We start from the raw sequence: 20,035 nt of genomic DNA, 5'->3' as shown, positions 1-20,035 counted from the left end.
CACCGAAACGATCCTAATTATTCAATAGGAATAATCCGCCTTCCGCTCAATGAAAAATCGCCCATCTTCAACCTGGTCCGCACTACCCATAACTGCACCTATGCTTCTAACCACCCCTGGTAAAAACCACAGCTTGATGCTACTACGCATGTTACCCGAAGCATACGTCTGTTTCTCATCTGGATTCACACCGGTATTCAATCGAATTAGCGCCAGCATTCTGGACATTTTGCGTTCATTGTTACTATGCATCAATAGGAACAATCGGAGATGGTCCCTGTACGACAGTTTGACTTTGATATACTTGGACAATTCCACACTGCCCTCTTTTGCTAGTTTCACCATATCCGCGATGGCGTTTGTAATCCCGTATAAGATTGCCGCCGATAATACCAAAAGTGGATTCCCCAGCTTGCTGTGCTCAATTAACCCTTCTGCCGTCCGAATAGCCAGCCGCATCCCAAATATCTCCGCATATGCCGCAGCGATGTTACCCGAAGGATTGTGAAACCCGTAAACGATATACTCCAGTTCCTGATTCTCCAGTTTGAAGACATCACCAGCATCTCCACCACCTTCAATCCAGGTAAATAACTGACCAAAATCCATGGAATTAAAATAGGCTAAAGCATATTCATTCTGAAATAATTCGTCGCCAAGACTGTCCAGCAGACCGGACATCCCACCAAACAAACTGTCCATTCCCTTCATGGCATCGCCACCCGAGTCATAGGGATCACCAGCAATCTCTGCCTTTTTGGCTTCCTCACGACTAGCCTCGTTAAAAGAAATATTAGTGTTGTAATATTCCTCCAACTGTTTGAAAGCGTCCATGGACCCCGAACTTCCATTCTGAATCTGCGACAAGATTCGTTTGACTTCCTTCAATTTCCCTTTGGATTCTTTGTCATTCGCTTTGCGCTGGGCATCCGACCCACGACCACTCTCCAGCTGCTGTTTACTCTGTTGGATGAGATTGGCAGGACCGCTACGTACATAGGTGTCCATATATCGTTCCGTAACCTGACTTGCCTGTCTGACCGCCGGTTTAATCGGAACACCGCTTATGGCCGTGACACTGCGAAGCTGTGTATTCAATTCCATGTTGTCTCTTCTGACGTTAGAGAAGTCCGAATTCTGGGAAACAACCCGTACCTTCAACTGATCAAATAGGCTATCTGCCCTCACAAGCTCCGAGGCGAGGGAACGTGTGCTTTTAGCTTCACTGCCTGATCCAGCAGATGCAGGACTCGTCCCAGGTAGATTCGAGTTGCCGACGTTGTCATAGCTCGCATTCTGCGAACGGTTCTCCCCCTCCGCGATCACACGTTTCATTTCCTCATTGATCTTGCGCGCTTCTTCGATTTTGGACTGTGCTTCTTCCAGCTTCGTTTGATGGGCCTGTAACGCGGGTTGTATGATCATGCTGATGCCTGTCACCACATTACCAACACCAGTCCGATAACGAGCCAGTTCCAATATGTATTGTTGCTCTCTGAACGGCAGTCCCTCATCTGCCTGTTTCTTGTTCAGATAATCTGCATAACGTGCTGCTGCCTCGGCAGCTGTCTCTGGTGTTTCTTCCAACATTTCTTCATAGATGGCTTGTGAAGGCGGGTCCATGATCAACTTTGGAAGATTCTTCAGTTTCTCCGCGGATTCCGTCTGATTGGCAATGGCTTCATCCAGTAATTCTTCACGTTTGTCATATAACTTCTGTAATTTTTTCAACAAGTCTACCGTGTGTGCAGCTTCCTTCATCTCGTCTGATATCGGTTTGAACCGATTGATCACTTCAAGGGTAAAATCAACCGGAGCCCGATACTTCATATCCTCCTGAATCTGGCGATTAAATATATCGTATCTGCCCAGTTCGCGCTCCATACTCAGCGTAGTTGTATCCCACTGGATATCCATAATGGGGAATCCATCTTTTACGGATGAAGGCTTCACGCTATCGTTCAGCACTTTAGCCATAATCGCATCCCCGCTGCTGTCGCCATACCCAAATAAACCATACTCCCGGAGTGATGTATCATAGGCTGACATGACGGATCTCATTGCAGCATGTGTCATTCGTTCGGTCTGCACCTTGAATGCCGCTATTCGAGCGTAATCAATAAATATAGCGACAAACATATAAACTCCGGCCAATATTAATATTAAAAAAAGGGTTACGGCTCCCGACTCACCGTCTTTTTTTCTAAACAGCTCCGCCCTCCTCCTTTTCTCACTTTTTGCTTTTGCCAAAATGCTGCACAACCTGTCCAGCTTCTGCCGCTGTACTGGTCGCCGCACCGCCTTTTCCTTTAAACTTGGCTGCGTAATACCGGATTAAATCTACCGTTCGAATGAATTCAACCGGTTCAACAACTGCGGACGATCCTTGAGTGAGGACACGGTTACCTGAATCGAACAAAAAAGAAGGAAGAGGCAAAGAAATTACTTGTTCCAGCTTGGTTGTTACTTTCCGCTGAATCAGAGAATTCTGATACTCAATTGTTCCTTTCATAGCTGAGGGCATATGCTGCACCGCTTGTGCTAATTTCTGTTCCGAGAGACTTCCACCTTCACCAGCAGGTATAGAGACGCTAACCTGATTATCCGCTCCCGCCCAGCCAAACAGTGCTCCAAGCATACGATCGTCCGTCAGTCTCCAGTACAGATTGTCATGTTCTCCAACAACATATTCACCTGTCATCGCCTGCTTGTGGCTGTTGTCCCAGCTATAGGCTGCACGTTCGGAAGCTGCATAAGCATGCTGATTCAAGAATGTCTTTTGATACATGTACATGGTGAAGAAGAGTAATAACACAAGAATAAACAGCACGACAGGGAAGATCAGGGAGGCTTCAACGGTGAAGCTCCCTTCTTCCTTTTTGAACTTGTTATTCGAAGAATTCATTACTTTTATTACTCACATTAGTTAACAGTCTTTCTACCAATTTTTTAATTTGGTCTTTAAAAATCAAAGCAATAATGATAATAACCCCGATAATCAGAATCAGCTCCAACGTGCCGAGTCCGTCCTCTTCTTTCCAAAATGCGCTTACCTTGTTTTTTAACACTTCCATCATCCCAATTCCTCCTACATATTCATCATCATAAAAGCAGGTGCCCCGATCATGACCACAATCGTAAAAAAGATCAGTACCATCGGAAACACCAGTTTGGAAGAAGCCTGTTCTCCCTTCGCCCGACTGACAGCCTTGCGTTTCTCCCACAACACATGTGACAGATCCCGCAGCGCCAATACAAAGTCACCTCCCCCACGCCGGAAATTCAGCAGCACCGTTGTCGTAAAAATCGTCACTTCCTGTACACCGCAGCGGCGGCTGAACTGTTCAAATGATTGTTGAAACGAATAACCGTTATTCCAATCCCCCACTGTCTTTCTGAGTTCGTTGTACAGCGGATGATCCCGTTCCCCCTGGCTTGTGACACAGTGAACGATAGCACGTTGCACGGTCTCCCCTGCGCCAACCAGCAGTACAATTCGGTTCAGCAGCTCAGGCAGTTCCATAAGAATATCCTGGTCTCTTCGCTGCACTTTCGTATTGAGGTCTTTGTAGAGCGCAAAAGGCAATGCTGCACCGAGCGCAAGCCCACCTACCATACCTCCGATGCCCATATCTCCAACGAGTGATAACAGGCAGCCCACCAGCAGCATGAGCCACGTGTAGGTCAACATTTCAGCGCAATACAGCATCGTTTTCTCTCCACTGTGCTGTATGCCATACATTTTCTGAATGGCATGTTGCATTCGAAACATGAGCACTGGCAATCTGCGTCCAATCTCAAACTTGTCCAATATAAACAGGAAGGGGCCATGCAATTTTTTCAGTCGTAATCCTTCCATATCCAGCTTGCGCAGATGCCGGTAGGTCTGTCCCCGAGTTCGATCCAGCACCAGCCATCCCGCTCCGAGCATCCCTGCGACTATAACGGGAAGCAGCATCTTTTCAGCTCCTTATACTTTGATATCCATAATGCGATTAATCCACAGATAACAGCAGGCGAGTACTGCCAATGCACCACTAGAGATGAGGTACCCCATCCCGCTATATAACGGCTCCATAAAGTCCTTGGCGGTCAGATTGAGGAATATCAGAAAAATAAATGGAGCGGCAAACATCACCTTTGATTCGAATTTTTTCTGCGATACCGCGACCATAATATCCTGCTGAATGTCCAGCTTCTCACCAATCACCGCAGAGGTACGACGCACAACCTCAACCAGATCCCCGCCAGTTCGTTTGCACGTAATGAACACATCTGCAAAGTTCGTAATATCCTCAATCTGAGCCCGATCCGAAAAATCCTGTAGTGCCTCTTCGATTGGTTGTCCATACTCCATCCGTGTCCGCAATATCGTGAACTCACGAATCAGATCGGTATCCGCTTCCGGGTTCAACATCCGCAGATCCTCTACGGATTCCTTGAATCCATTTTCCACCGATTTTCCTGCGGCCAGTGCCGAAGATAACGCATATAATGCTTGCTTAAAATGTAAACTGAGTGTCATTCTTTTTCGTTCCAACAGCACTTTAGTCCAATGTTTTGGTACCCATATGCAACCCGCAGCCAGGATCGCTCCAGCCAACCAGTGATGGTAGAACAGAATTCCGATGCCAAAAAACAGCAGACCACTAATCAGCATACAGACCATTCGTTGTCTCCGGGAAAGCGTATATACGGTGTAATCCGTCAACATCTGTCTGGCTTCACCCAACAGTAATCACCTTCCAATGGCTTTAATTCACGTTGTTATCTGACAAATCTTTTTCAACACTATATTGTTCTATGTATCCATCCAGCCATTCCCCGAGCCCAGCCATCTGAATTTTATCCACCTGATTCAACTTTCCAACCTGTACTAACCCACCAATAATTTTGCCTTCACGCTCTTCTTGTTCATGGAAACGAAACAGTGGATTCAGCATAACCTCACCGTCCTGCATGCCAATTACTTCACTAATCTCTGTCACCCGCCGTGAGCGGTCTCGTAGCCGGGACAGATGTACAAAAATATCGATTGCTGAACTAATCTGCTGCCTTACAACCGCAATAGGAATATCTGCACCGCTGAGCACCATCGTTTCGAGTCTGCTGATCATGTCCGAGATGGTATTCGCATGCCCTGTAGACAATGATCCATCGTGGCCAGTGTTCATGGCCTGTAACATATCCAGCGCTTCTGCGCCCCTGACTTCCCCAATCACAATCCGGTTTGGACGCATCCGTAAGGAAGACTTGATCAGATCCCGAATAGATATCTGCCCCTTGCCTTCGGTATTGGCATTCCGCGTCTCCAGTGATACCAGATTCGGTACCGTAACAATCTGTAGTTCAGCCGAATCCTCAATCGTTATAATTCGCTCATCGGCAGGGATAAACTGCGATAAGGCGTTTAGAAAGGTCGTTTTTCCCGACCCGGTCCCGCCTCCAATGAAGATGTTGTATTTGCTCCGTACCAATTGCTGCAATAATTCTGCCGCTTCTTCATGCAGGGCTCCCTTTTCAATCAGATCAGACATCTTCATCGGTTCACTGGGGAATTTACGAATCGTCATCGTGGGGCCTTTCAAGGCAATAGGAGGCAACACGATATTGACCCGCGAACCATCCTTTAAACGGGCATCTACGATTGGAGAAGACTCATTCACAATCCGGTTTACCCCGGACACGATCATCTGGATAATATCCTCGAGCCGTTCCCTAGACTCAAATTCGAGGGTGATCTGGCTGACTTCACCTTCCTGCTCCACAAAAATCTCCTTGTGACTATTGATCATAATTTCCGTAATATCCGGATGATCCACAAGTGGCTGCAAAATATCTAATCCACGAAAGGAATCAAACAATCGCTGTACCAGCGTATGACGCTCTCCTGAGGTCAGATCATCCAGCTTCGGGTCAGTGAGAACTTTGCGTTCTATCCCCTGCCACAGTTCATCATCTCCTGCGGAAGAGGTTAAATCGAGGCCAGCCCTGACTTCCCTGCGCATCATCTGAAACTGTTCTTCACGATCCAGTATTCGATTGGATGAATCCGTCATAGTGCCCACCGATCCTGCTTCTGAATTCGTCCTGTCTGCTTCAATTCTTCTTCGCCATCTTGTACCAGCATGGCACATAATCTCTTCACTTCACGTTGGAAGATCGGAGAACTAAGCATGACTTCCTCCTGACTGAGTTGCTTCCAAGAAGGGATATAGGGCAACACTGCATCCAGATGCAGATCAGGGCGTGGGAGTGCATTAACGACATTGTCCCGATATTTGTTAACCACAAAGCGTGAACGCTCCAGCATACCCTCGTATAAATCTGGTTTCGTACGCTCAGCATGCTGTAACCATTGTCCCCATCGATGCATGGCAGATATATCATCCTCGACCAACCAGACAAATGCATCTGCTGCATCCAGAACCCCTTCACTGCGCCCATCCCAACCGGAATCCCCATCCAGAATCAACACGTCATATTGTCCGCAATCCGTTAAATAACGAAGCAGATTCGACGTATCCTCACGAGTCATTTGCAACAGTTCTTTCCGATTCGATAATGGCCAGAACACATCGGATTTCAGCGCTTCATGTCGGACCACATATCCATCTACGCCCTTCGATTGTATCTGTAACTGCTTACCGGATTCCTTCCTGCCCACCTTCAGATCGTATAACAGGCGGGACAATCCCGTCTCCGCATCTGGGTGACGCTGCCCACTTCTAATTAGTCCCTTTTCCAGAAACGGGAACGTGCTGTCCAGCGTCTCCAGATTCAGATAGAGAACAGCATAACCTGCAAGTCCCAATTGCTTCGCCATATGCAGGGCCACTGCCGTTTTGCCACTTCCACCTGAAGCGGATACTACACCGATGGAGAGAGTCTCTTGCCCCGGATGGTGAACCTTCTTACGGCGTGGCTGCCGGCAAGCATGCATCACAGCATCCAGCAAAGCAGGCAAGGGCTGATATTTCATCAGCCGCTTGGCCTCATCCACTTCGTCCATCCCTTCACTAAGCATCAACCAAGGTACACCCGATGCTTCTCCCCCGTTATTCAGCCAGTTATTCAAAAACTCCGGTTCCGCAATAACCAGATCCGGCAATTCCCGACCCTCTTGCTCATTCATGTGATCCCTGAACGAATCTTCTTGGGAGAATGCCGTGAAACGCACATGAAGACCAGCCGATTTTCCCTGTACGTAATCAAGCCAGGCGCTAATGTAATCTCTATCCTTTGAAACCAGAACAACCTTCAGTACAATCAATTTTTCCTTCCCTCCCTGTCAAAAAGCACAAAAAAAGCACCGTCCAATAACCGCATGAATATGCAGTATATGGACGGTGCTTCCGTCACGTGCTATGAATGTATGGATAATATAGCATACAATTTCTGGGGGAGCAAGGGATTTATTCTAACCCTTTTTCCTTAAGAGTTGTAGGGTGAATCGAACTCAATAATGTTACGGTCCGGATCAAGTATAAAAATCTGTGCGAATCCAGCCACACTGTCAGGTCTCGCTTCATACTCAATTCCCTGCTGCTCCAGCCAGGCTATAGTCCCTGAATAACTGGTGACCCAGATCGCAAAGTGACCGTCTGTAGTATCAATACCAGCTTCGCGTAACGTGTGACCCTCCGGGTGCTGTAACAGATGAAGCTGCTGGCTACCGATGGCATACCATGTACCTGTGGAGCGGAAAGGCGGACGTTCAATCTCCTGCATGCCCAGTAACCCCGAATAGAATTTCTTCGCGATTTCCAGATCACGTACAGCCAGACTAACATGGTGGATGTGTGCATATTCAATCATCTTTTATCTCCCCTCTCTACTTCAATATGACTATACTATAACACCTTGAATCCTGACCATAATCTCCGTTAAACAGAAAAACACCCCTGATTCTAATCCGGTAAACCTCTCGGCTCACACAGATCTAGTTCAGAGGTGCCTGTTTTATTTAGCGCTATCCAATGCTTCTTGTGGAATCTTGATCTCTTCCACTTGATCCTGGTTGGAGAACGTACTGGTCATCTTCATATCCATCGTCATTTTCTGTCCATTCTGTTCCATCTCCATGACCATGGTTACGTCCGTACTTGCAGGCAAATAGGTTTCTTTGTTGATCATGTATTTCATCTTCATGCTGGTGATATTCATCTGATCAAGCATGGCTTGCATCTGGGCATCCGATCCGTTTTGCTCCATCACGGCTTTGGCCAGTTCCTTCACGTTATCACCGGATACGTCAGCGTTAATCACATAATTGTCGCCTTCTTCGGTCACTTCAGTATCTTCTTCGATCTTTTTGAATTGCTCCAATTCACCTTCCGGATTCATGCTTGCTTTCATCTGCTCAACCAGTTCCTTGGTTTGAGCTTCAGGAATCGCAACCCATTGATCCCCAACTTGAGAGTAGATTTTATCCGATGTGATATACTGCTTCACGTTCTGAGCTTCCTGTCCCGACATTTCCATTTTCATCTCTTGATAGATCATCATTGGATCTTTGATAATATCCATCTTGAGCGATGTTTTAACCTGTTGATCCTGGGACTGTTCACCAGCATCCAGTTTCAGATTCTGATCAATGTTTGCTTCAGTTGTGAAGCTTTTCATTTCTTTGGTTGCTGCATTGGTTTTGGTAATCAATTCGTCCAAGGTAGGGATCTTTGTTTCCTGCTCTGCAGGTGTATTACCCTCGTTAGATGTTTCGTTGTTAGTCGCTGGCGGCGTTGCCGTATTATCTGTATCGTTACCGCATGCTGCTAAGCTCACTGCTAATAATGCCCCGATAAATAATGTAGTCCACTTCTTCAAGTTGTTGTCCTCCCAAAATAGATATGATCTGTAGTCATTACCCAATTATTTCCGTTATTAATCATAAAAATCGATCTTTGATCTCTGGGGTAGGCAACATGCACGCTTCATCCTTGCCAAACCAGCGATAACGGTTGCGAGCAACCCAGTTATAGACTGCATTACGAATAAATTTCGGCACAATAATGAACACATATAACAACGGATAAGGAAACTTCAGACCCTTAGCCAATCGCAGTGCGGCGGTTGAACGTGTATAGTATTTTCCATTTTCAATCAGCACAAAGGTATCCATACTGTCTGTCGACAAATTGCCCTTCGCCAGCAGTTCCTTGGCTACATCCGATTGAAGCGATGCAAAATGATATTTTCCTTCCGGGTCATTCTTGATAATCCATTTGGTTAAGCCCTGGCAGAAGTGACAGACACCATCCACCAGTACGATCGGATGTCCCTGATGCACATCTGTTTGATTTGCTGTCATATTGGCTGCCTCCTATTGTTGCGGTTAGAGTAACTTACCCAATCTGGGCCATCTTGTTCACTAATTCTAAATTTATTTCTAGAGGTAGTTCAAAAAGACTGAACACCGCTCTTTTTGAACACGCATAATGGGAAATATAAAGAAAAAGAGCGCAGGCATTGTGCCCACGCTCGTATCTGTCCGACAATTACTCCGTAACTGCCTTTTCCATCCATTGGTCATCGATCATCTGTTGATGCAGGTCACTTGCCCACTGGTCCATACATTTGCAAATGAAATCTTTGCGACATACTGGACAAGGCGTTTTCTGCAGACGGCTGATATTGGTCATCTTCCATTCCGGGGAACGGGTGTAGAATACACGGCATTTTGTACCGTCTACCAAATTCATTTTGAATTCATACAATCCGTCTTCCTTGTTACCATAAGCTAATTCTAAATCTGCAATACGCGGTCTATAAGACATGGATATCACCTGTTTAATTCAAATTTGGTTCATGCAATGACACTACTCAGTACTAAGTTATATTAAAGAAAATTCAGATCAATGTCAACTCGCGCATGTCTACCCGCCAAACAGAATATCCAGAATAGTCCCTACCTGTCCCTGTTTTTTCCCTTTCAAGACATCCGGATCAAATACTTCAACATACCCGCAGGAAGCACAAGCCACGAACAGGTAGTGGTTATGCTGTATATCAAACATCTTGCTCAGGCCTGCTCCTGACATGGAAACTTCCTTAATGTTACAATCCGTGCCTCTGCATTTTGTACACACAAATCGCCGCTCGATCATCTCTTCAATACTCATCTTCGTTCCCCCTTTATGGAATGTGTAGCATGAAGTGAGAGTGCAATTATGTAAAATAGTACGCGATCTGGCATCTAATCTCCTGCATCATATCCTTATATGAAGATCAACACAAAACCCTGCCGATTGCCAGCAGGGCTTTGTAGTCGAACATCAGGTATCTGGAATACCCTGCTCTATATGTTCCCTTTACTTACCAGGAGTCAAATCTTAAACTACGTTTAATACAACATCAATGTTGCCGCGTGTTGCTTTGGAATATGGACAGAAATCATGCGCCTTGCGGGCCAGTTCCTCTGCTTGACTGTGATCTACACCAGGCATGCTAACGTCCAGACGAACAGACAGCTGGAAACCGTCATCCGCAGGGTCTTTACCAATGGATACGTTACTTGTAACGACCACATCCTCCAATTTCACACCTGCTTTGCGTGCTACATTGGCAAGGGCACTTTCATAACATGCTCCATATCCAGCGGCAAAAAGCTGCTCAGGGTTAGTACCTTCACCACCGGAGCCACCAAGCTCTTTTGGCATTTTCAGATCATGCTTAAGCACGCCATCCGAAGAAGTCACCGAACCTGTACGTCCACCTTTAACTGTCGCTACTGCTGTATATAAAGCTTCCATTAAGAATCTCTCCCTTATCCATATAGTTTTTACTGCCTTCCTTTCAATTTAAACTTCTGGCTCATTTTGAAACGCAATTTTGTATCTTTATCAGCTTTTACAACTTTATTATTTTCATGCATTTCAATGCCATGGCTGTATTTTCCCTAAGGTTGGGTAATATACGAAGGGGCATCTTCAAGCTACAACCGAAATTTTGTGCTGATACATAAAAGTTGCACTAGACAAAAATAATTGAAGGAGTACAATGTAACAATAAACATAAAAACTTAGATATATCAAGAGCGGGTTGTCCCGCATCAATATCTCCAAATCAATAATTCAAAGTCAGGTGATTATCGTATGAGTAAAAAAAATCCGTTCAACGCTCCTTCAAGAGAATCATTATCTACTGCGGGCATGGCCCCTTCCCTTGGAGAAGCACATAGTTCCATGAAAGTTCCGCAGAATGCTGCATGGTGGAAGAAATTCCTCGCCTTTGTAGGCCCAGGATACCTCGTTGCCGTAGGTTACATGGACCCCGGGAACTGGGCAACAGATATCGCAGGCGGCTCGCAGTTCGGGTATACCTTGTTATCCGTTATCCTGTTATCGAACCTGATGGCCGTTGTCCTTCAGTCGCTGGCTGGCAAGCTCGGCATCGTCACTGGACGGGATCTGGCTCAAGCCTGTCGTGAACGATTCAGCATGCCTGTTGTCATGATGTTATGGATACTGTGTGAGCTTGCCATTGCAGCCACCGATCTGGCTGAAGTCATTGGTTCTGCCATCGCGTTAAAGCTGTTATTTAACATCCCCATGTTATACGGCGTTATTATCACCGCAGTCGATGTACTCCTGATTCTTGTACTGCAAAACAAAGGTTTCCGCGCTCTGGAAACTCTCGTCATTGTGCTGATGGCAACCATAGCCCTCTGCTTCGGCATTGACCTGTTTCTGGCGAAACCGGATATGGGCGGTGTTCTCCATGGTTTTGTACCAAATGTTGAGATTCTGCAAAATCCGGCTATGCTCTATATCGCCATTGGTATTATCGGAGCAACCGTGATGCCGCATAATCTGTACCTGCATTCTTCCATTGTGCAGACCCGTCAGATCGAACAGACACCACAGGGCAAAAAAGAAGCCATTCGGTACTCGACCATGGATTCTACGATCGCGTTGACACTGGCCCTGTTCATCAATGCGGCTATCCTGATTGTATCTGCTGCTGTATTCCACAGTGCTGGTATGACGCAGGTTGCCGAGATCGCAGATGCCTATCATCTGCTGACACCTCTATTAGGTACTACGGTTGCAAGTATCCTGTTCGGTGTGGCGCTGTTAGCATCAGGTCAGAACTCTACCCTTACAGGTACACTCGCTGGGCAGATCGTTATGGAAGGTTTTCTGAACATTCGAATTCCGGCTTGGCTGCGCAGACTGGTCACACGTCTGATCGCCATCATCCCGGCGGTAATTGTGACAGCCATTGCAGGAGAACATGGCACAGAAGAACTGCTCATTCTGAGCCAGGTCGTGCTGTCGCTTCAATTGCCCTTTGCTGTAATTCCCCTGGTGATGTTCACAAGTGATAAAAAAAGCATGGGTGCATTCGCCAACAAATTGTGGCTCAAAATCATCTCATGGGTCATTGCCGCGATTATCGTTGTACTGAATGTATATCTGATCATTCAGACGATCCGTTTGTTCTAATCTCGTTCAAATCGACTCGTTACTAAAAAGGCTGATCAACTCCGGTATTTTATACCCAAGTTGATCAGCCTTTATTGTTGCAATATAGCAAGGTGTTTCCTTTTATAGTAAAACTCAAACTCCAATAAACAACCATCTGAATCTAATCCTGATTTGGCATCAGTAACGGCAAGAGTTGATCCAATGAATCAACAGTCCAATCCGCACGTTGGTCATCCGATAATTCTGGCTGGAATCTTCCGTAACCCTGCATAATTCGAATCGTCCGCATGCCCAGATTCTGAGCAGGTATAATGTCGTTATCGATCCGATCGCCGATCATGACAGCTTCCTCCGGTTCACAACCGGCCTGTTTCAAGGCCACAGCGTATAACTCAGGGTCTGGCTTGGACACTCCTTCTTCAGCCGAACATGCCAGAACATCAACATACTTCCGCAAGCCGTAGCTCTCCAGTCTCTCTTCCGTTCCTGGACTCTGATTGGCAATAATGCCAATGCGATAATGCCGTGACAACTGCTGAAGAACGGAATCCGCTGAAGGAAAAGGACGTTCAAGATCTTTTTGAAACTTCAGCTTGTCCTGAATCTGTTTCTGGTGTCCCTCGTCTTCAACGAATGTGCGAATCGCCACTCTCATCGGCCATTGCTCATATTTTCGGTAACAGTTGGCAAACAGTTCGCGTACCGCATCAATTTTCACTGGATACCCTAAAGCACAAGCTTCACGGACGAACTGTCCGATAATATCATCAACCGGCTCCCATTCATCCACCAGCGTATCTCCAACATCAAAAAACAACCATTTTAATCCACCTACATCCGGCACGCCAATTCCTCCTTGTAACCATAAAAAAGAAGACTCACCATCATGCATGAGTCTCCTCAAACTTCCGTTTATCGATACATTCAATTATAACAGGCACCTTACACCTGAGCAATCACAAGCTATGGCATTAACCATTGAGGAGAAAGCCAACTTCCCCATTGAGCGAATATACAATCCGGTCTGCGCCCATGCCCCGATAGATGCCCTTTGGATGGCTTTGCTCCGTAATGACGCACAGGGATTTCGATGTCCATGAACGGCAGATCTGTAAATAACGACAGGTCAGATTCAGGCTGTTTTCGAAAATAAACACGTTGCCTACGCTGCCCTGCGGCAAAAACCATTTTTGAGCTGCAGCCGTGTTCATGCGAATGACATGTTCTACTCCGATTCTACGGAGTCTGCGCTCTTCCCCTGCACTGTTGGTTAGAACGGCAAACGGCATTTTTTTGTACATCAGTAATTTGATAAATTTGCGTCCTGCTTCATTTGGAGCAGTCACTAAGATCATCTCAGTATCCATCATTCGTTCCTCCCTTGGCGTGAAAAGACAACAAAAAAGAAGCGTGGGGGACCAAGGCCTCCCGAACGCTTCTTAAAGAATCCATGGCGAAAACGCCATGAACCAGCGTACGGCTTGTTGCCTCTCCCTTTAACGCTTACGAGGTTAGCTGACGGATTCGGGCGCGAGAGTCGCCCTATTTCCGGCTGTCACCGGAAAATTCACCCCATGAATGCCTACTGTCCTGGACAGCGCATTCCGTTGGTTCCCCCGTTTTCCACTCATGAATGAATGGAAACTCAGCGATTAAAACATCGTTCGTATATCTTAAGATAAGATCGAGCGATATTATCGTTTGTTTCGTTTTTCATATACAATTTAGTTTAAATTGAAATTACGTTATGAATCATACACCCGTGCCATGACGGTGTAAAGTCCTCACAGATCACCGAATCGGCAGATTTTTGCCAATACTCATCCATAATAACGCTTACAATAAGGTTATACTCTATCCATCTCTTCAAGGCTATCTAATTCTCACTCTGACGAAAATCCCTTCGCAATTCATTCACGTATTCCGCACAACTTGCCTGTTTTGATTCTTTTAACACCATATTAGTTTTGCAATATTTAATTGTAACCAATATAATAGAAGATATAAGAGTAAATAAATGGAGGCGATTTAGATGACAGTCTACGATTACAAAGTGAATACCCTTCGCGGTCAAGAAGTTGAAATGTCCGACTACCGTGACAAAGTGCTCCTGATCGTGAATACGGCAAGCTCATGCGGCCTTACCCCTCAATTCAAAGGTCTTCAAGAACTGCAAGACAAGTTTCAAGATGCTCCATTTGAAGTTCTTGGTTTCCCAAGTAACCAGTTTGCACAGGAAAAAGGATCTTCCGACGATATTGCCGAGTTCTGTCAGATGAATTATGGCGTGAGCTTCCCCATGTTTGAGAAAATTGATGTGAACGGATCAAGCGCTCACCCTCTTTTCCAACACCTTAGTACAGAAGCTCCTGGCCTGCTCGGCTCCAAAGCAATCAAATGGAATTTCACCAAATTCCTTGTGGATCAGAACGGACAGGTCATTAAACGTTATGCTCCCAAAACAACACCGGACAAGATTGAAGAAGATATCAAGAACTTGCTGCAAAAATAATACACAGGCCACCCGTAGCCGGAAGGTAGAGCAGTATTGCCCCGGTAATGGATGGCTTTTTTTCTCAACTTTGATGTTATACTGTTCGAAAAAGACAAAAAAGAAGCTTTCCAATAACGGAAAGCTTCTTTTTAATCGTTCATATGATGCGGTCGAGAGGACTCGAACCTCCACGGGCATACGCCCACTACCCCCTCAAGATAGCGTGTCTGCCATTCCACCACGACCGCATGTCGTAAATAATCGGCAACAGAATTGATTATACCGGGTTCAGAACTAAAAGTAAAGTATTTTTTAATACTTCTTTTTCAGCTAGGCATTTTCATCAAAAATCGCATAATCTCGTCATCTTTACCCATGAACTGCATATTATTAGATTTGATCCCCTCTTTTTCGGTATGAGTCGATCTTATTGATTCATTTATATATAGTCCTTCCTTATATATGGTCCTCCCTGCACTTCGCCATATAAATAACACGGTGAGTTATATAAAATAACAAAAATATTGAATTACAAATTTAATCCATTAAATTTCACGGATACTATTGACAAAAAGCGGACATTTATGGGATGATAACTACCATATAATTCGGATTTTTAAACATAAAGCAAACAAAAGGAATATAAATGTCACTTTAAGTGACATTTAACGAACACAGGAGGCGAATGATTGTGAACCGTGGGAATAAGCTGCTCGATTATGTCAAACTGCTTGATTCCTCTATTCAGGTTGGAGGGTTCACCCATTCCTTCGGCATGGATATCCATATCAGGGAGGGTACCATTCGTAATGCTGAAGATCTCGAATCATTCATGCGTTGTCAGTTGCATCCCAGCATCGTCCGTCTTGAAGGTATGGCCATCAAAGGCATCTATACCGCAGCAGATCACAAGGATACATGGCGGATAGCTCTGATCGACAAGCTCGTCCATGTTCAGCGAACCCCTGGAGATCTCAGAGAACAAGCTGCCGCCATGGGTAAACGATTGATCAGACTTGCACGCGCTCTGCACCCCTGGATTGAATTCAGCCAGCTCGAACAGATCTTTGCCAAATACGATTCGGTTGGCTGCCTCTCCACTGTTCACGCCTGGATTAACCACCACCTCGACATCCCGGTCGAGGAGGCGGTCCTTGGTTACCTGCATTCAGCCATGAATGCCTGCATAACCGAAGCCTCCAAAGTCATTCCCCTGAACAACGATACAACCAAGGATCTGATGGTCCGCCTGGCCACAGATCTGGAGAATGAATGGAAGACCGTCAGCGCCTCGGCTGCGGATGGACTGGCACAGCCAACCTCGATGTCCATGAAATCGTTTTTCCCCAGTTTCCATATGCTCGGAGCTGGACTTCATGCCTACAGGGCCTAATCCTCTTCCTCCTCATATCTACTCCCCTTCATTCAGACAAACTAAAAACACGCGGCAACCTCCTTGCCGACGTGTTTTTTGTCATTTTATTTGTTTTATTTACGTATTTACGCCATTTATCATCACAAAATACACTTTTTTCCGTCTTTTTTAATTGTTAGATGACGAATTTGCGTATATAATGAAACATACAGCTCGCATTTCTATATATTCTACATGAAGAAAGGGCGGCTGAATACTACATTCTAACCAGGGGTGAACCCTTTTGAACAAGAAGAAACCAGTTACTCCGTTCGGCTGGGCCATCAAACGACGGCTAACCGAACTTCAAGTGGACCAGAAGACCTTTTGTGAACAGCATGGCATCCCACCCTATCGTTTATCCAATCTTATTCACGGCACACGCAAAGCAACCCGATTCAGGCACCTGGTCGCTGATATTTTGGATATTCCAGATGAACTGAGATAAGATTTCTGCCAAAGGAGGGTCTCATCCATGAGACATGTTACATCCGATCTGGAGAGGCTGTCGTTCCAGTCCATACGTCACCAGCTCATCATCGTTGATGACAATTGGATTATCCAAAGTTGTAACCGTGCCTGGCAACAGGGACTCGGTCAATGCTCACCAAACCCGGATATACACGGTAGTCATAGACATTACCTGAATCTGACGGAAGCCTGGGCAAAACGAGGCAAGAACGCTAACATGGCACTTGTCGCACAGAATTTGAAAGAACGCGGAATACCCTTTAATCGAAATCATACATATGACATCTGCGTGTATACTGTATACAACGAAAAGAGGTGGTTTCGTGTAGAACTCACCCCTCTATCTTATGCAAATTCAATTCTGGATACCGATCTCGCTTTGATTGCACACATGGATATTACCGAACAGAGAAAGACAGAACACCAATTGAAGAAGGCATTGTCTGAAGTGCGCACATTGCGCGGACTGCTGCCTATTTGCGCCGTCTGCAAACAAATCAAGGACGAAGAGGAACACTGGAACTCCGTTGAGAGTTATCTGGAGAAGCATACCCACGCCGAATTCACCCATGACATCTGTCCGGAATGCATCCGGCGGTTATATCCGAAATACTCGAATATCCTGGACAAGCGTTCCTGAAACCTTTCTCCTCTCGCCGACTAACTATAACTATACGGAGAGATGATGTTCAAACTGCGACATATCCAGTTCTTGCGGTGTCCCATGCAGGGTTATGGTTCCTTTGTCCATGATATAGATGTAATCTGCGGCACTTCGTACAAAATCAATACTCTGCTCTACCAGCAGAACCGAGAGGTTCCCCTTTGCCTTGAGCTGCAAAATAACCTGCCGAATGTCCTCCACGATAGAAGGCTGAATGCCTTCTGTCGGCTCATCAAGGAGCAACAACCCCGGACGCGAAGCCAATGCCCGGGCAAATGCCAACTGTTGCTGCTGTCCACCACTCAGATCCCCCCCCTGCCGTCCATACATCGTAGCAAGCACTGGAAACATCGCCAGTACATCCTCTGGGAACGTTTTTACTCCCGGCGCACTTGTCTCCAGACCGAGCAATAAATTTTCTTTCACCGTAAGCTGCGGGAAAATTTCCCGCCCCTGCGGTACATAACCAATCCCTGCCCTTGCCCTCTTGGCTGTGTCCAAGGTGGATAACTCCTGATTTTGCCACTGAATACTGCCCTTGCGTGTTTTGAGCAGCCCCATTAATGTTTTCATCAACGTTGTTTTCCCTACACCGTTACGGCCCATCAGACACACCACCTGTCCAGGCTGTACATCCAGGTTCACACCACGAAGCACATTGCTTTCCCCGTAGCCGGATTCAATTCGTTGCAGCGACAGCATGGTCATCCCTCCTTTTGCCCAGATACACTTCTGCCACTTTCGGGTCTGCCTGTACCTCCGTCATCGTACCTTCCTTCAGCAGTTTCCCTTCATGCATCACCGTTACCTTAGCTGCGAACTCTCGCACAAACTCCATATCATGCTCCACCACCACAACCGAGCGTTCACGCGCAATCTCTTGCAGAAGTCGCCCGGTCTTGTGTGTTTCTTCATCCGTCATGCCTGCGGCTGGTTCGTCCAGCAACAACACTCGCGGCTCCTGCAGAAGCAGCATGCCAATCTCCAGCCACTGCTTCTCCCCATGTGACAACGCTCCTGCACGAGCATCAACGCGGTCTTGCAGACCAATCTGGTGGGTAACAACCTCCATGGCAGCACTCATTTTCCCATATCTCCGAATACCGATGGCTTGCAAAGGAGAACGGCGAGTCTCCGCCGCCAGTGTCAGATTCTCCTGCACCGTCAGACCCGCAAAGATGGATGGTGCCTGGAATTTGCGTCCCACACCTTTGCGAACAATCTGGTGCTCCTTCAGTCGTGTTAATTCCGTGCCATCCGCCATCTTCACCGAGCCGGACATGGGTTTTGTTTTGCCGCATATCACATCCAGCATCGTTGTTTTCCCAGCACCATTGGGTCCGATCAGAAAATGCAGGTCATGTTCATGCAGCTTCAGATTCATGCCTTTGACAGCAACGAACCCACCAAAGGCCACCGTAATATCCTCGGCTACCAACACCGCTGATTCCTCAGTAGACTTTAGGTTTTTCCCGAGTGACTTGGACATGCGCACTCTCTCCTCTCCGCTTCAGCAAGCGAACGACATGACGATATACACCTACAATACCGTTTGGCATGAACAAAACTACCGTTACAAAGAGCCCACCAATGACAAACAGCCACCCTTCGGGATAAGCCTCACTTATGCCTGTTTTGGCTGCATTCAGCACCACCGCTCCGATGATCGCTCCAATAAGCGTACCACGACCACCCAATGCAACCCACAGGACCATCTCAATGGAGGGTACAATCCCCATCATTGATGGCGAGATAATACCCACCTGCAGAACAAACAACATGCCCGCGATGCCTGCAAGCGCACCGGAAAAAGCAAAAGCCAGCGTTTTATATCCTGCCGGATCATATCCAAGGAATCGCACTCGATTCTCTCCATCCCGCGCAGCTTCGAGCACTTGACCGAACCGACTGTTCACCATTCGACGACAGAGCATATAAGCGATCACCAGAACAGCAAGCGTTATATAGTAGAGAGCAATCGTCGTTCCAGCGGAATGAAGTGTAAAACCAAAGATCGAATTATATCCGGTAATGCCATTTGTTCCACCCGTCCATTCCTGTTTACCAACAAAGAGTGTTACCGTAATAAGAACCAAGGCTTGAGTCAGGATGGTAAAATAAACACCGGTGATTCGGTTACGGAACGTAAACCACCCCAGGGCAAAGGCAAGCAATGCCGGAAGGGCTATCCCCAATAACAGCGCCACCGGGAAAGAGCGAAATGGTTCCCAGAACCATGGCAGACCACTGAGACCACTCCATCCCATGAAGTCAGGAAGCGTTGCTCCACTGGCCTGAAGCTTCAGATACATCGCCATCGCGTATCCACCTAGCCCAAAGAACACACCATGCCCAAGACTCAACACACCCCCATAACCCCAGATCAGATCGAGACCAATGGCCAGGATTGCCAGCGCCAAAAACTTGGCTAACAGACTTAGACGAAACTCCGTGGAGATCAGTGGAGCAAGACACATCATGATGAGTACAACCGCCCAGATAATCCTCATTTTCAGACTGCCAGTCTTGAGTAAAGCGGACATGAACTAACCCCCTTTTTCACG

23 protein-coding genes, 1 tRNA gene and 1 riboswitch are annotated in these 20,035 nt (G+C 46.5%); of the genes, 5 read left to right on the top strand and 19 right to left on the bottom strand.

The window, feature by feature from the left end:
- Positions 1 to 21 precede the first annotated feature (21 nt).
- From MHI12_RS07025 to MHI12_RS06965, 13 genes are all read right to left on the bottom strand, one after another.
- Positions 22 to 2,139 carry a hypothetical protein gene (locus MHI12_RS07025; protein ID WP_405171951.1) on the bottom strand — a complete coding sequence of 706 codons (2,118 nt, stop codon included), beginning with the start codon at positions 2,137 to 2,139 and terminating at the stop codon, positions 22 to 24.
- Between the two features lie 91 nt (positions 2,140 to 2,230).
- A complete protein-coding gene (locus tag MHI12_RS07020) occupies positions 2,231 to 2,905 on the bottom strand; it encodes a TadE/TadG family type IV pilus assembly protein (protein ID WP_405171950.1) in 675 nt (224 codons plus the stop codon).
- On the bottom strand, positions 2,889 to 3,077 hold the full coding sequence (locus tag MHI12_RS07015; protein WP_150366477.1) for a Flp1 family type IVb pilin: 189 nt from the start codon (positions 3,075 to 3,077) through the stop codon (positions 2,889 to 2,891). Before MHI12_RS07015 ends, MHI12_RS07020 begins: the two co-directional genes overlap by 17 nt.
- Positions 3,078 to 3,088: 11 nt before the next feature.
- Positions 3,089 to 3,958 carry a type II secretion system F family protein gene (locus MHI12_RS07010; RefSeq protein WP_076209457.1) on the bottom strand — a complete coding sequence of 290 codons (870 nt, stop codon included), beginning with the start codon at positions 3,956 to 3,958 and terminating at the stop codon, positions 3,089 to 3,091.
- 12 nt (positions 3,959 to 3,970) lie between these two features.
- The gene (locus MHI12_RS07005) at positions 3,971 to 4,714 is read right to left on the bottom strand and encodes a type II secretion system F family protein (RefSeq protein WP_091016179.1); all 744 of its coding nucleotides are present in this window, start codon (positions 4,712 to 4,714) and stop codon (positions 3,971 to 3,973) included.
- Positions 4,715 to 4,754: 40 nt separating this feature from the next.
- Positions 4,755 to 6,059 (bottom strand): CpaF family protein, encoded by a 1,305-nt coding sequence (locus MHI12_RS07000; protein WP_405172948.1) that lies wholly within the window; start codon positions 6,057 to 6,059, stop codon positions 4,755 to 4,757.
- Positions 6,056 to 7,273 carry a ParA family protein gene (locus tag MHI12_RS06995; RefSeq protein ID WP_405171949.1) on the bottom strand — a complete coding sequence of 406 codons (1,218 nt, stop codon included), beginning with the start codon at positions 7,271 to 7,273 and terminating at the stop codon, positions 6,056 to 6,058. The genes MHI12_RS07000 and MHI12_RS06995 overlap by 4 nt, the downstream gene beginning before the upstream one ends.
- 161 nt (positions 7,274 to 7,434) lie before the next feature.
- On the bottom strand, positions 7,435 to 7,818 hold the full coding sequence (locus MHI12_RS06990) for a VOC family protein (RefSeq protein WP_405171948.1): 384 nt from the start codon (positions 7,816 to 7,818) through the stop codon (positions 7,435 to 7,437).
- Between the two features lie 144 nt (positions 7,819 to 7,962).
- On the bottom strand, positions 7,963 to 8,826 hold the full coding sequence (locus MHI12_RS06985) for a DUF6612 family protein (protein ID WP_341010062.1): 864 nt from the start codon (positions 8,824 to 8,826) through the stop codon (positions 7,963 to 7,965).
- A 61-nt stretch (positions 8,827 to 8,887) separates the two neighbouring features.
- Positions 8,888 to 9,310: a thiol-disulfide oxidoreductase DCC family protein gene (locus MHI12_RS06980; RefSeq protein ID WP_405171947.1), complete on the bottom strand. Its 423-nt coding sequence runs from the start codon at positions 9,308 to 9,310 to the stop codon at positions 8,888 to 8,890.
- Between the two features lie 187 nt (positions 9,311 to 9,497).
- Positions 9,498 to 9,776, bottom strand: a complete 279-nt coding sequence (locus MHI12_RS06975; protein ID WP_036610814.1) for a hypothetical protein — start codon at positions 9,774 to 9,776, stop codon at positions 9,498 to 9,500.
- Positions 9,777 to 9,875: 99 nt separating this feature from the next.
- The gene (locus tag MHI12_RS06970; protein WP_036610816.1) at positions 9,876 to 10,121 is read right to left on the bottom strand and encodes a zinc ribbon domain-containing protein; all 246 of its coding nucleotides are present in this window, start codon (positions 10,119 to 10,121) and stop codon (positions 9,876 to 9,878) included.
- A 210-nt stretch (positions 10,122 to 10,331) separates the two neighbouring features.
- On the bottom strand, positions 10,332 to 10,751 hold the full coding sequence (locus MHI12_RS06965) for an organic hydroperoxide resistance protein (protein ID WP_036610819.1): 420 nt from the start codon (positions 10,749 to 10,751) through the stop codon (positions 10,332 to 10,334).
- 399 nt (positions 10,752 to 11,150) lie between these two features.
- On the opposite strand from MHI12_RS06965, the gene MHI12_RS06960 reads away from it, so the two are divergent.
- Entirely contained in the window at positions 11,151 to 12,446 is a 1,296-nt protein-coding gene (locus MHI12_RS06960; protein ID WP_036669231.1) for an Nramp family divalent metal transporter, read from the top strand.
- Between the two features lie 142 nt (positions 12,447 to 12,588).
- Here MHI12_RS06960 and MHI12_RS06955 read toward each other — a convergent pair whose 3' ends face one another.
- Positions 12,589 to 13,272: an HAD family hydrolase gene (locus MHI12_RS06955; RefSeq protein WP_405171946.1), complete on the bottom strand. Its 684-nt coding sequence runs from the start codon at positions 13,270 to 13,272 to the stop codon at positions 12,589 to 12,591.
- Between the two features lie 127 nt (positions 13,273 to 13,399).
- The gene (locus MHI12_RS06950) at positions 13,400 to 13,798 is read right to left on the bottom strand and encodes a hypothetical protein (protein ID WP_235193755.1); all 399 of its coding nucleotides are present in this window, start codon (positions 13,796 to 13,798) and stop codon (positions 13,400 to 13,402) included.
- A gap of 115 nt (positions 13,799 to 13,913) precedes the next feature.
- Positions 13,914 to 14,089: riboswitch (cyclic di-AMP (ydaO/yuaA leader) on the bottom strand.
- A 371-nt stretch (positions 14,090 to 14,460) separates the two neighbouring features.
- On the opposite strand from MHI12_RS06950, the gene MHI12_RS06945 reads away from it, so the two are divergent.
- Complete coding sequence (locus tag MHI12_RS06945; RefSeq protein WP_036610823.1) at positions 14,461 to 14,940, top strand: glutathione peroxidase; 480 nt, start codon at positions 14,461 to 14,463, stop codon at positions 14,938 to 14,940.
- A gap of 147 nt (positions 14,941 to 15,087) precedes the next feature.
- On the opposite strand, the gene MHI12_RS06940 is transcribed toward MHI12_RS06945, so the two are convergent.
- Positions 15,088 to 15,170 (bottom strand) — tRNA-Leu (locus tag MHI12_RS06940).
- Positions 15,171 to 15,613: 443 nt separating this feature from the next.
- Between MHI12_RS06940 and MHI12_RS06935 the strand changes: the two genes are divergently transcribed.
- The 3 genes from MHI12_RS06935 to MHI12_RS06925 all read left to right on the top strand — a co-directional run bounded on the left by MHI12_RS06935 (position 15,614) and on the right by MHI12_RS06925 (position 17,447).
- Positions 15,614 to 16,315 carry an urease accessory protein UreF gene (locus MHI12_RS06935; protein WP_162158974.1) on the top strand — a complete coding sequence of 234 codons (702 nt, stop codon included), beginning with the start codon at positions 15,614 to 15,616 and terminating at the stop codon, positions 16,313 to 16,315.
- Positions 16,316 to 16,580: 265 nt separating this feature from the next.
- Entirely contained in the window at positions 16,581 to 16,784 is a 204-nt protein-coding gene (locus MHI12_RS06930; RefSeq protein WP_017690011.1) for a hypothetical protein, read from the top strand.
- Positions 16,785 to 16,811: 27 nt separating this feature from the next.
- On the top strand, positions 16,812 to 17,447 hold the full coding sequence (locus MHI12_RS06925) for a hypothetical protein (protein ID WP_405171945.1): 636 nt from the start codon (positions 16,812 to 16,814) through the stop codon (positions 17,445 to 17,447).
- 30 nt (positions 17,448 to 17,477) lie between these two features.
- Here the strand turns inward: MHI12_RS06925 and urtE are convergent, their stop codons facing one another.
- The 3 genes from urtE to urtC are packed head-to-tail and all read right to left on the bottom strand — an operon-like array spanning position 17,478 to position 20,014.
- The gene (gene urtE / locus MHI12_RS06920; RefSeq protein WP_076209466.1) at positions 17,478 to 18,173 is read right to left on the bottom strand and encodes an urea ABC transporter ATP-binding subunit UrtE; all 696 of its coding nucleotides are present in this window, start codon (positions 18,171 to 18,173) and stop codon (positions 17,478 to 17,480) included.
- Positions 18,151 to 18,960 carry an urea ABC transporter ATP-binding protein UrtD gene (gene urtD / locus MHI12_RS06915; RefSeq protein WP_405171944.1) on the bottom strand — a complete coding sequence of 270 codons (810 nt, stop codon included), beginning with the start codon at positions 18,958 to 18,960 and terminating at the stop codon, positions 18,151 to 18,153. The genes urtE and urtD overlap by 23 nt, the downstream gene beginning before the upstream one ends.
- Positions 18,923 to 20,014, bottom strand: coding sequence for an urea ABC transporter permease subunit UrtC (urtC, locus tag MHI12_RS06910; protein WP_405171943.1), 1,092 nt, complete (start codon positions 20,012 to 20,014; stop codon positions 18,923 to 18,925). The genes urtD and urtC overlap by 38 nt, the downstream gene beginning before the upstream one ends.
- Positions 20,015 to 20,035: the final 21 nt, after the last annotated feature.

It is taken from the genome of Paenibacillus sp. FSL H8-0280 (genome assembly GCF_045040665.1).
GTDB classification, from domain to species: Bacteria; Bacillota; Bacilli; order Paenibacillales; family Paenibacillaceae; genus Paenibacillus; species Paenibacillus xylanexedens_A.
Note: the sequence above shows the minus strand (reverse complement) of the source record. Positions and strands in the feature narration are given on the sequence as shown.